The sequence below is a fragment of the Marivirga atlantica genome, assembly GCF_016734805.1.
GTDB lineage: Bacteria > Bacteroidota > Bacteroidia > Cytophagales > Cyclobacteriaceae > Marivirga > Marivirga atlantica.
In genome coordinates this window covers 113,849-125,909 of sequence record NZ_JAERQG010000003.1, presented here as the reverse complement: position 1 = coordinate 125,909, position 12,061 = coordinate 113,849, and the positions used below count along the sequence as shown (strand labels likewise).

Annotated in this window: 12 protein-coding genes; 11 read left to right on the top strand and 1 reads right to left on the bottom strand. The window is 38.2% G+C overall.

All coding sequences use genetic code 11. The annotated features are described in order from the left end of the window. The first annotated feature begins 75 nt into the window (after window positions 1–75). From JKP34_RS12245 to JKP34_RS12205, 9 genes are read left to right on the top strand one after another with little or no spacing between them, the layout of a single operon-like run. Window positions 76–516, top strand: a complete 441-nt coding sequence (locus JKP34_RS12245; RefSeq protein WP_201921777.1) for a Cif family virulence factor — start codon at window positions 76–78, stop codon at window positions 514–516. Between the two features lie 17 nt (window positions 517–533). Continuing rightward, on the top strand, window positions 534–1,451 hold the full coding sequence (locus tag JKP34_RS12240; protein WP_201921774.1) for an amidohydrolase family protein: 918 nt from the start codon (window positions 534–536) through the stop codon (window positions 1,449–1,451). Next, on the top strand, window positions 1,448–2,053 hold the full coding sequence (locus JKP34_RS12235; RefSeq protein WP_201921773.1) for a nuclear transport factor 2 family protein: 606 nt from the start codon (window positions 1,448–1,450) through the stop codon (window positions 2,051–2,053). Before JKP34_RS12240 ends, JKP34_RS12235 begins: the two co-directional genes overlap by 4 nt. A gap of 35 nt (window positions 2,054–2,088) precedes the next feature. Beyond that, window positions 2,089–2,571 carry a Cif family virulence factor gene (locus JKP34_RS12230; RefSeq protein WP_201921771.1) on the top strand — a complete coding sequence of 161 codons (483 nt, stop codon included), beginning with the start codon at window positions 2,089–2,091 and terminating at the stop codon, window positions 2,569–2,571. A gap of 22 nt (window positions 2,572–2,593) precedes the next feature. Then, window positions 2,594–3,826, top strand: a complete 1,233-nt coding sequence (locus JKP34_RS12225; RefSeq protein WP_201921769.1) for a DUF418 domain-containing protein — start codon at window positions 2,594–2,596, stop codon at window positions 3,824–3,826. Window positions 3,827–3,837: 11 nt separating this feature from the next. Beyond that, entirely contained in the window at window positions 3,838–4,329 is a 492-nt protein-coding gene (locus JKP34_RS12220) for a YybH family protein (RefSeq protein WP_201921767.1), read from the top strand. A gap of 4 nt (window positions 4,330–4,333) precedes the next feature. Beyond that, window positions 4,334–4,795, top strand: a complete 462-nt coding sequence (locus JKP34_RS12215) for a hypothetical protein (RefSeq protein WP_201921765.1) — start codon at window positions 4,334–4,336, stop codon at window positions 4,793–4,795. A gap of 36 nt (window positions 4,796–4,831) precedes the next feature. Further along, window positions 4,832–5,851 (top strand): amidohydrolase family protein, encoded by a 1,020-nt coding sequence (locus JKP34_RS12210; protein ID WP_201921763.1) that lies wholly within the window; start codon window positions 4,832–4,834, stop codon window positions 5,849–5,851. 13 nt (window positions 5,852–5,864) lie between these two features. After that, entirely contained in the window at window positions 5,865–6,488 is a 624-nt protein-coding gene (locus JKP34_RS12205; protein ID WP_201921759.1) for a hypothetical protein, read from the top strand. Window positions 6,489–6,648: 160 nt separating this feature from the next. On the opposite strand, the gene JKP34_RS12200 is transcribed toward JKP34_RS12205, so the two are convergent. Next, on the bottom strand, window positions 6,649–7,764 hold the full coding sequence (locus tag JKP34_RS12200; protein ID WP_201921756.1) for a ligand-binding sensor domain-containing protein: 1,116 nt from the start codon (window positions 7,762–7,764) through the stop codon (window positions 6,649–6,651). Between the two features lie 121 nt (window positions 7,765–7,885). On the opposite strand from JKP34_RS12200, the gene JKP34_RS12195 reads away from it, so the two are divergent. Both JKP34_RS12195 and JKP34_RS12190 read left to right on the top strand, forming a co-directional pair. After that, window positions 7,886–8,794, top strand: coding sequence for a winged helix-turn-helix domain-containing protein (locus tag JKP34_RS12195; RefSeq protein WP_201921754.1), 909 nt, complete (start codon window positions 7,886–7,888; stop codon window positions 8,792–8,794). Between the two features lie 127 nt (window positions 8,795–8,921). Continuing rightward, window positions 8,922–12,023 (top strand): WD40/YVTN/BNR-like repeat-containing protein, encoded by a 3,102-nt coding sequence (locus JKP34_RS12190; RefSeq protein WP_201921752.1) that lies wholly within the window; start codon window positions 8,922–8,924, stop codon window positions 12,021–12,023. Window positions 12,024–12,061: the final 38 nt, after the last annotated feature.

Sequence of the window (12,061 nt, the reverse complement as noted above, 5' to 3'; positions counted from 1 at the left end):
TTTTGGGATATATCTGATAATGTGATTTTTAGAGATCAGCTACCTTGAGCATGTTCAATAAAAACCACTATCAATATGTTCTTAAAATTCACGCTATTTCTAATGCTTATTGGGTTTTCAAGCTATGCCCAGGATATTAAAAAAGAGCTAGCTAAAATAGAGGAAACTCGCGAGGGTTTTATGCTGGCTATCAAAGAAAAGCGCTATCAGGACCTCAGCCAATTTACTACCTCAGATATGGAGAATATAGGTCCAGCTTCTACCGGCTTTTTAGAAATGTATAAGCTGGGGCAGGCGAGGGGAGCTTTTCCTTATGATCGCATTATTATGTCTCCTAAAGAGACTGTTGTTGTCAGTGATACCGTAGCCTACGATTACGGAACCAGCAAAGTATATTATACCAATGAGGCTGGTGAAGAAAAACTGCTTACCAATTCCTACCTGGTGATTTTGAAAAAAGACAACAAAGGTAACTGGCTATTGCATAGAGAGGTGGCATCCGGGCAAGTGAAGTAAACCAAATTTTCAGAACTATGAACTGCAAAAAATTAATATCATCTACCTTATTATGGGCTTTTCTTGTCAATGCCTACGGCCAGGGCATATCTAATTCTTCCCAAAAATCAGTCGCAGCCTATACTGGTCCAATTATAGATATGCACATGCATGATTATTCAGAAAATAGTTATGGCTCAAGAATAGCTCCAGATGGCACACAAGCACCTGTATCTTTGCAAGTATTCCACCAGGCCCTACTAGAGCAAATAAAGAAATTTAAGATTGAGAAAGCTGTTGTAAGCACCATTGGTGGAGAAGGTATGTTTAAAGCAGACGATGTAATCATACCTGGTTACTATACCAGTGAACCACCTACTGATACCATAGAATTCAAGAAGAAAATTGAATCCGGAGCTATTCAGGTATTTGGTGAAATTGGTGCTGTTTATGGAGGGTTTACACTTTCTGATCCAGCATTTGATCACTTTTTGAAAATATGTGAGCGCTATGAAATACCTGTTGGTGTTCATACAGGAGGTAGTGGAATGGATATTACTTATCAGTGCTGCCCCAACTTTCGCCTTAAATATGGAGATCCTTATACTGTTGAAGATGTTCTGGCCAAATACCCCAAGTTAAAAATTTATCTAATGCATGCTGGTGAGGCTTATTACGAACATGCATTACGTCTAATGACCCAGTATAGTCAAGTTTATGTAGATCTTGGAGTTATACTATGGGTTGCAGAACAGCCCATGGACTATGCAGAAGCTTTCTTAAGAAAAGCTAAAAGATATAAGCTTATTGATAGAGTACTTTATGGTTCCGACCAAATGGTATGGCCACATGCCATTGAAAAAAGTATCAATACATTAAACTCATATGACTTCCTCACATATGAGGACAAAGAAAAAATATTCTATTTAAATGCTAAAACCTTTTTAAAACTATGAAAAAACCTGCCTTAATAATTTATTTATGTTTGCATACTTCCTTCTCCTTTGCTCAGAAGGATAGCTTAAAGATCAACGGGAGAGCAGTCTCATCACGCTCTGAAATTTCTCGTGAACAACGAAACAAACAAATAGCCAATAATTTCTATCAAGATCTCTGGTTTACAAATAATACTGAAAAATACACGCAATATGTGGCCGATACTTATGTGGCCCATGATATTGGAGACAGAAAGAATGTAACAGAGCCTGCTATAGAACAGAAATTAACTGCCGACAGATTCTGGGAAAATGGAAGTTGGGATTCTAAAATTAATTACCAGATAGCAGAAGGCGATTTGGTAGCCACCCGCTGGGAAGCCACCTACATACCTGAAACCCTACTTGGTAAAATCATGTATGGTGCTGGTACGATTCCGATCATCAATGTCTTCCGCTTCAATGAGGAAGGGAAAATTGTAGAGATTTGGAATCATAGACATGATATAGACTCCAACATGACCTTAAAATTTACGATAAAAGGTTTTCTCTTTGGTCTGCTCATCGCCCTTATCCCAACCCTCATTGCCATCAGATTAAGGCGAAAGCTCAAAAAAGTATGAGCCTGGCAAATAAGTGATAATTAATGCTTTCAAATATGATGTACTTTAAAATTCAATTGATACTCATTTTAATATTCCTGTCCATTTACAGCTGTTCTACAGCCACGGAAAATGAACAGGATGTAAAAGCAGCTATTGAAAATGAGCTCGCCAAAATAGAAAACTTGAGAGCCAATTTTCAACTAGCGATAAAGGAGAAACGCTACTCAGATTTAAGTAAGTATGCTACCAAAGATATTAAGGCAATTGGCCCGGGTAGTGCAGAGTGGCAGGCCTATCGTAAGATGCGGGAAGATCCAAAAGGCTTATTCAGTTATGATAGCATCATCATGTATCCAAAGGAAACAGTTATTGTAAGCGATACGGTGGCTTATGATTTTGGAGTAAGTTCTGTTTTCTACACAGATTCTGCGGGTAACACCATTGAGCTTAAGGACTCTTTTTTGGTGATCCTCAAAAAGGACACAAAAGGCAACTGGCGGCTTCACCGAGAAGTGGCTTCTGGGCTGATTAAGTGATTCAACTCAAAATAAAAAAACTATGAAACCTACACAACCTAATGAACGCCATCTCATTTTAGATGTGCTCCGAGGATTTGCCCTTATTGGTGTACTTTTCGCCAATATGCCTTACCATTCGGGCTTCTGGATGTTATCTCCGGAAGCACAGGAAAATATGCCGGCAGCTGAGGCGGGGCATATGCTTATGTGGATTTTACATTTCCTATCAGATGGGAAATTTTACTCCATTTTCTCTCTGTTATTCGGAATTGGCTTTGCCCTGCAATTACAACGGTCAATAGATAGAAATGAACCTTTTGCAGGCCGCTTTTCCAGAAGGCTACTCATCCTATTTTTGTTTGGACTCCTGCATGCAGTCTTCTTCTTCGTTGGCGATATTCTAACTGTGTATGCCTTATTAGGATTCGTTTTACTGCTGTTTACTAAAGTTTCCGATAAAGGTCTGCTGCGTTGGGCTATCATCCTTCTCCTGATTCCTTTTATTCAATATGCCTTTATGTGGTATGGACAGCAGAATGCTTCAGCTGCTGAGCTTGCAGGAGCTCCAGGTGCACCTCCCTTTGAGCAACTTATATTGGCTTATCAATCTGGTAGCTTGAAGGATATTTTAATGTTCAATGCAGGAGGGTTGGTTTTTGGTCGCTATCCTGACTTAATTTTTACTGGCAGATTTTTCAGGGTATTTGCCATGTTTTTACTGGGCTTTTATGTGGCTCGCAAGCAATTCTTTACAAATATTGCAGCTCATCGACCACTCTTTAAAAAAGTAATGATCTGGGGTGCAGTCATTGGCATTCCCTGCAATTTAGTGTTAGCTCAATTGATGACTACCGATGTTTATTACACATTTGGTAAGCTGGGGATAATTCAACCCTTAGTTTATGCTTATGGAGTGCCTGCATTAGGTCTCTTTTATGCGTGTGGGATTGCATTGCTCTACCAAAACCACTCCTTTAAAAACGTATTATCAATATTTGCTCCTTTTGGTAGGATGGCGCTAACAAATTATCTCATGCAGAGTGTCATCTGCTGCCTGATCTACAATAGTTATGGTTTAGGCTTATTTGCCACAGATGGTCCGCTGGCTTTTACAGCGGTAGGTTTAGGTATTTTGGTGTTTCAGATAGTCTTTAGTCACCTTTGGTTGTCTAAATTTCAATATGGTCCTATGGAATGGCTTTGGCGTTCGCTCACCTATAAACGCTGGCAACCAATTTCTAAAGGCGATATAAATACCTCACTGACAAACTAAATGAAATAATTATGAAAATACACAAAAGAAAAATTATAACATTTTTGATTTTGCTGTCAAGCATATTGTTCGCATTTACTTTTTTAAAACCTGATAGATCAGCAGACCGCCAGGCTATTTTAAAAACAATCGAAAACTATAACAAAGGCTGGGAGAGTAGAAATGTAGAACTGGTTTTGACGGACTATGCAGACTCAACAGACTGGACCAATGCTTTTGGCGATAGAGTGCGCACCAGGGAAGAGCTTAGAGCGCTTCTCACGGAAATTTTCAGCCTTGACTTCGTGATGGCAGGTAAGCAAAATTATGCAGAAAATGACTTTAACTTTTTAAGTAATGATGTAGCCTTATTAAGATCCAGGAATCTTAGAAAAGGGCAAAAATATAGCTCTGGTGAGCCAATGCCGGATCGGGACATCAATCATCTGCGAGTATATCAAAAAATAGATGGCGAATGGAAAATAGTAAGCCATATGATCAGTCAGGCACATATTAAAAAATAAAACTATGAAAAAATTAAGCTTAATCATTTGGGTGCTACTAGTTGCCTGCACTCAACAAAAATCACCTTCAGAATCAGAGATATCAACTCAAACGATTTCTTTAGAAGAGCAACAGGCATTTGAGAATATGGCTCAGGCCTATCAAAACAAATATATGATGGGTAGTGAAAATCTGGAAAACATACTAGCCGGATTTGATGAGGACATACAGATGTGGGAAAACGGAAAAATATGGAGCTATAATGACCTCGTAAAGTATGGTCCTCATCTACCAAAAAAACGGGTGGTAGAAACTTATAATGATCAAAAATTACTATCTGATGACCTGGGGTATGATTATGTAAGCATGATTTACATCAGTTCTGCGGGGGACTCTCTGCGTGAAACAGCTTCAAGAATATGGAAAAAATCAGAAGAGAAATGGAAGATAATCACTATGAATAATCTGATCAATAGAGAGAACTGAGCATAAAACATTCCTGAAAAACTTTAACCTAAAATCATGAAAAACTACTTCTTAACAATCATTCTTTGCCTGCTTCATATAGGTATCATGGCACAGACCGATGAATCAAAACCTTATGCGCCTTATAAAGGTCCCATCATTGATGTACATTTGCATGCCTTTCATGCAGATGCCAATGGACCGCCACCGCTTCCGTTTTGTGTACCTATATCCACTATGATCCAGCATTTTGACCCTAAAGATATCTGGATGGATGTGGTGATGAAGGCATCAGAAAACCCGGACTGCGAAGGTTTACTATGGTCGCCCGAAACAGACGAAGAACTGATCAAACAAACAGTGGAGCAGCTCCATAAGTATAATATAACGGCTGTCTTGAGTGGGGAAGTAGATTTTCTTCCAGACTGGTTGGAAGCCGCACCCGACAGATTTATTCCCAGCTTAAAGTTTAGTTTACCCGCGGATGAAATGCCTGTCGATAGTCTTGAAACCATTATAAGGGCCAATGATATTCAGGTATTAGGAGAAATAGGTAACCAATATCATGGCATTGCTCCGAACGATTCAAGGATGGATAAGTATTGGGAGTTGGCGGTTAAACTCGATATTCCAGTAGCTGTTCACCTGGGGTCAGGTCCTCCGGGTGCTCCCTATCTGGGCTTTCCAAATTACCGCGTGAAATTTTCAAATCCACTTCAACTGGAAGAGGTTTTAAACAAGTATCCAAGACTCAGGATGTCCGTCATGCATTATGGAGAGCCATTCATAGATGAAATGATTGCCATGATGTACTCTTACCCACAGCTTTATGTTGATTTGGGTGGTATTATGTGGACTTATCCCAAAGCTTATTTTTATGAGTATCATCTAAAGAAAATGGTGTTAGCCGGTTATGGCAAACGTATCATGTTTGGCTCCGATTCCATGAACTGGCCAGGCCTTATTGGAAAAAGTATTGATATTATCAATGAGGCTCCTTTTCTCTCTTTAGCTCAAAAAGAAGACATATTTTATAATAATGCCGCCCGTTTTTTAAGGCTTGAAATTAAAAAGTAAAATAAAAAATGTGATGAAAAAGAACTTCTATACCAGAAACTACTTCTTTGGCTTAAGCATCGCTATTTTTATCATGAGCCTGATTGCCTTCTCCGATAATATGATAACTGATGTACACCAAGAAAGTAACAGTAATCCATTTATGATTATTCACGGTTTAATTATGTTTTCCTGGACGATAGTTTTGATCATTCAAACCAATCACATCCGAAAGCTAAATATTGCTCAACATAAAAAATTTGGAATAATTGGTTTCGTAATTGCCATTTTCATGCTGTTAAGCATCAATTATCTTGCTTATATGGGTCCTGATTTTGTCGATTTACCATTTTTCGGGAAGGCTAATCGCCTGTTTGTACCTGCTTTTGCTCTAGTACTCTTATTTGCTTATCTAAAACGACAAAATAGCGTATTACATCAATATTTCATTTTTACTGGTATGCTCTTATGCTTGGAGCCTATATTAAGTCGTTTTTGTGGCAACTTAGGACTGAATCCTGTGCATCTGGCATTTCCCATTTGGCTAGGTTTGTGGCTGTCCCTATTTCTTTATGATATTATTTCAAGGCGAAAGCTACATCCTATTCTTTATCTTGGTTTCATATTTTTTTTAGGTGTTTACGTAGTTGTTTCATGAGGTAGTAATTGCTTGTTGAAAACATTACCTTTTTTAACTGAATCAGATATAGCAATAAAATAAAGTTGTTTGTTTAATGAGTTTACTTTCTAAATGAATCCTATTCAGAAAGTAAACTCATAATAGCTTTTAATTAAAATTTCGATGTGTGATAATTATCTTAACAATCATCCCATGGGCCATTTTTTCTAATGTTAATGTATTCATTTCCTGCTCTTCTGTAGAGGCCATCTCCACCGCCAACCCAGAAACGACCTTGTCTGTCTTCAAAAATAGCCTGCACAGCACGAATATTTAAACCGGCTTGTTGGCTGAAGTTGATGATTTTTCCTTTATCATAACGATAAATGCCAAAACCTTCAGCACTAAACCATATATTCCCCTTCTTATCTTCATAAATTGTACAAACTTCATTATTACCAATACCATTGTCAACTGAATAATTCATGAAGGATTGACCATCAAACTTGCTAATACCGCCAAAACGGGTACCCATCCAGATATTACCTTTTGAGTCTGCTAAAATGCTCATCACATGTTTATCACTTAACTCATTATTTGAAGTGATAGGAGTAAATTTCTGTCCATCGTATTTGTAAACGCCCTCCCCATCTGTAGCCAGCCAAAGGTTGCCATTATTGTCTTCTGTCATACTCCTAACAACACTACTGGGGTGACCAGTTATTGGAAAGGGTTCAAATATGTTACCGTTGAAGCGACAAAGACCTTTGGCTGTGCCTATCCAAATAGTTCCCTTTGTGTCTTGAAATATACTCCAAACTCTGTCACTGCTTAGCCCGTTTTGTGCAGTAAAGTTGGTAAATAATTTACCGTCATATTTCGTAACTCCTCCGTTGGTAGAAAACCAAAGGTTAAAATCTTCATCTTCAATAATTCCTGTAACCTGGCTTCCACTTAAACCTTCATTAATCGAAAAGTAACTTAAGGTGTCACCATCGTAGCGGATTACGCCAACAGCATTAGAACCAAACCACAAATGTCCCTTTTTATCCTGAAATATCTTTCGGACATATTGGCTTACTTGTTCCTTATTATCAAAACCTTCTTTATACCCTAGTCCAAAGAAGGCACTGCTTAACTGGCTCTTGAAAACATCAGTGTCTATCTTCTTACTGTTGCTAATAGTTGAGGTAGCTTTTACTTTCTCATTTTCTTGTGAATTGTTCAATTTGCCAGGTTCATTGCATGCTATGATGCATACCAAAGGAAAGAAGAGGAAGTGCTTTTTTGGTGTTTGAAATTTTTCAGTTGTCATCTTGGTTTTTTTCTTACAATGATAAGTTTGTGCCCATTTCTTTAGCTTAATTGAATGTAAATTAATGTAAAATGACATGTAAATGATTTCAAATAGTAGTAGAATCGGATAGATTTACACCATGATTAGCCCACAACTCAACAGCTTTATTCTTGCATGCCTATTTGTATTTTGTTATTCCTCAAAGGGTATAGCACAAACTGATATCAATGAAAAGCACATTCAGGTAGCTGTTAGAATGATGGGGCATCAAATACTACTCAATTCAGGAGACAGTATTTCTCTCGTTTTAGTATCAAAATCTGAACAGCATAGATATAAGTTAGAATTTGAAAAGGAACTGCTAATTCGCCCTGAAGAACTGGTTGCACAAATAGAAAGTGTTGTTGAACAATCTCATATCGCAACAAGCTATCTAGTAGAAGTACAAACATGTAAGTCCGGTGAGGTTGTTTATAGTTATGAGATTGGTAACTCTGTAAAAAACGATTTGATTCCTTGCATCAACAGGGTACTTCCAAAAGCTTGCTACATAATTTACTTTACCATTTTAGAGCCTAATAATTCAATACGATCTCTTTTTATTGGTCCTTCAAGTACCAGAAGTAATAAGACTTCTTTAAAATGGGGAGAGATAAATATCTTTTCGATTACATCGGGTATTATACTTCTGATATGCTTAGTATTTTTGTGGATATATTTTCAAAAGAAAAGGAGTGAAAACAGTCCAAATGAAGATATAATTCAATTGGGAGCTTACGAATTTAATAGTAAAACAATGGAGCTCTCTTTCAAAGGTGAAAAGATTGAGCTTTCAAGTAAGGAGGCTGATTTGCTTGCACTACTGTTGAAGACTTCTCATTCCACAGTTGAGCGCGATTACCTGTTAAAAACTGTTTGGGGAGATGAGGGAAACTACATTGGCCGTACACTTGATGTTTTTATTTCAAAGCTGCGTAAAAAGTTAGAAGAAGATGCCAGCGTAAAGATTATAAATGTGAGAGGAGTAGGCTATAAGTTGATTTTTTAACAGATCGTTCTTTTGGGACAAAGAACATGAATAATTAAATAATAGTCGTTAAAGTAAATACCTTTCTTTATTAATAATTCGGCTTTGATTTAAGAAAATACTATTTTCAGTTTTTAAACCAAAAACTATGAAAAAGTCCATCCTGCTTATCCTTACGCTAGTTTTCTTTTCAAGTGCTCAAGCACAAAAGAAAAAGATGGTTGAAAGCTCATCTTCTGTTAACGAATCACTCTATGATGCTTTACAGTGGCGTGGAATAGGTCCCTATCGTGGTGGCCGTTCAGCAGCTGTAACAGGAGTCAATAATGAGCCCAACCTCTATTATATGGGTGCTACCGGTGGTGGTGTTTGGCGCACCAAGGATGGCGGCAATAGCTGGGAGAATATATCAGATGGTTTTTTCGGAGGGTCAATAGGAGCCGTTGCAGTTGCTGAGAGTGATCCCAACGTGATTTACGTAGGTGGTGGTGAAGAAACTGTGAGAGGGAATGTTTCTTATGGTTATGGTATGTGGAAATCAGTGGATGCAGGAAAAACATGGCAGCAGATAGGTTTAGAAAACAGCAGGCATATAGCAAGGGTTAGGGTTCATCCTACAAATCCTGATATCGTTTATGCTGCTGTAATGGGTGACTTATATAAAGGTACTTCAGAGAGAGGTGTTTATAAATCTGTTGATGGAGGGAATACCTGGAAGCGTATGCTTTTTGCCAATCAGGATGCAGGAGCAGTGGATCTTATTCTCGATCCTAATAATCCACGCATTATGTATGCTTCAACCTGGAATATCAGAAGAACACCTTATAGCTTATCTAGTGGAGGATCTGGTTCGGCACTTTGGAAATCTACTGATAGTGGTGAAACATGGACTAATATTTCTGGAAATAAAGGTTTACCTGAAGGAGTATGGGGTATTTCAGGCGTGACAGTTTCTCCAAAGAACTCCAACAGAGTATGGGCTATCATAGAAAATGACAATGGGGGTGTTTTTCGCTCCAATGATGGAGGCGAGACCTGGAAAAAACTTAATGATGACAGAAGTCTTAGGCAGCGTGCCTGGTATTATACCAGAATATATGCAGATACCCAGGATGAAGATATTGTATATGTACTTAATGTAAACTACCACAAATCAAAAGATGGCGGTAGAACCTTTCAATCATATAATGCTCCCCATGGAGATCACCACGATTTATGGATAGCTCCTAATGACAATCAGCGTATGATCATAGCTGATGATGGAGGTGCACAGATTAGCTTCGATGGTGGAGAAAACTGGAGCACTTACACGAACCAAAATACTGCGCAATTTTATCGGGTGGTAACGGATAATCATTTCCCATTCAGAATATATGGCGCCCAGCAAGATAATTCTACTGTTAGAATTGCACACAGAACAACTGGATCTGTAATTGGGGAAAGAGACTGGGAGCCAACTGCAGGCGGTGAAAGTGCCCATATAGCGGTTGATCCTGAAAATGATGACATTGTTTATGGCGGTAGCTACGATGGCTTTTTAACACGCTACAATCATAAAACCGAGGAAATAAGAGCTATCAACGTTTGGCCTGATAACCCTATGGGGCATGGAGCTGAAGATATGAAGTATAGATTCCAGTGGAATTTCCCTATCTTCTTTTCACCACACAATCCTGATAAGCTATATACTGCTTCCAATCATTTACATGTCACAACTGATGAAGGTCAAAGCTGGGAGTTAATCAGTCCTGACCTGACCAGAAACGATCCATCTACCTTGAAGTCTTCAGGTGGCCCCATCACGCAAGATAATACCAGTGTAGAGTATTATGGAACTATCTTCGCGGCCATGGAATCACCCTATGAAGAGAATTTATTATGGACAGGTTCTGATGATGGACTGATCCACGTAAGTAAAGATGGAGGAGAAAACTGGAATAATGTTACTCCCAAGGATATGCCTAAATGGTTGATGATCAATAGTATAGATGCTATTCCTGGCGTAAAGGGAGGCGTTTATGTTGCAGGAACTTCTTATAAATCAGGTGATTATCAACCTTATATTTATAAAACCACTGATTATGGTAAAAGCTGGACTAAATTAACCAATGGAATTCCTAATGATCATTTTGTGAGAGTAGTCCGTGTGGACCCTGAAAAGCCCTCTATATTATATGCAGGCACAGAATCGGGTATGTATATATCATTCAATTCAGGAGAAAACTGGCAGCCTTTTCAATTGAATTTACCAATTGTTCCTATTACAGATTTAGCTATAAAAGACAATCATTTAATAGCTGCAACACAGGGCAGAGGCTTTTGGTTAATTGATGATCTCACTGTATTACATCAGGCAGTAAATATTTCAAATGAATATCATTTATATCAACCTAAACCTACTTATAGAATAGCGGGCCGGTCTAGAGAGAGCAAAACGGCAGGCACTAATATGCCATCGGGAGTGATAAGTTATTTTTATGTACAGGATACTGCTGCTGCCGACACAGTAAAGCTTATTTACAAAGAGTCAGATGGCGATACTATTCAGGTATTTAGCACTAAACCCAATAAAAAGAAAAAAGAAGGCACTTTATCAGTTAAGCCAGGTAGTAATCAGCATATTTGGGATATGGAATATCGAGGAGCTGAAGGCTTTGATGGAATGATTTTATGGTGGTCATCTTTAAGTGGACCAGTGGCCTTACCTGGTGACTATCAGGTAGAACTCCTTATCAATGATGAAAGCATAGCTACTCAAAATTTTATAATTAAAAAGGACCCACGCTCTTCTGCAAGCATGGCCGACTTACAAGCGCAATTTGATTTTCAGCAGAAAGTAGTTGATAAGCTTACCGAGACTAATAAGAGCATTGAAAAAATCAGAGAAGCTAGAAAACAAATCAATATAGTTCTTTCCAAAACAGAGCTTGATACAATAAAGACTTTTGGAAAGCACATTTTGACTGAAATGGAGGTTATTGAAAAAGCGCTCTATCAAACAAAGAATCAGAGCGGGCAAGATCCATTAAACTACCCGATAAGGTTGAATAATAAGTTAGGACATTTAAATTCACTCATGGGAATGGGAGACAATGCACCTACTGATGCGGCTATAGAATTTAGAAAAGAGGTTACAGCAGAAATTGATAGCATATTAAATGAGCTGAGAGACATTTTGGATGAAGACATACCTGCTTTTAATCAGCTTGTATCCGAAAATAAGGTGGATGCAGTAATTATTGAAAATTAATGTAAAAGCATTCATTAAGTTACATCCCTTATTCTTAA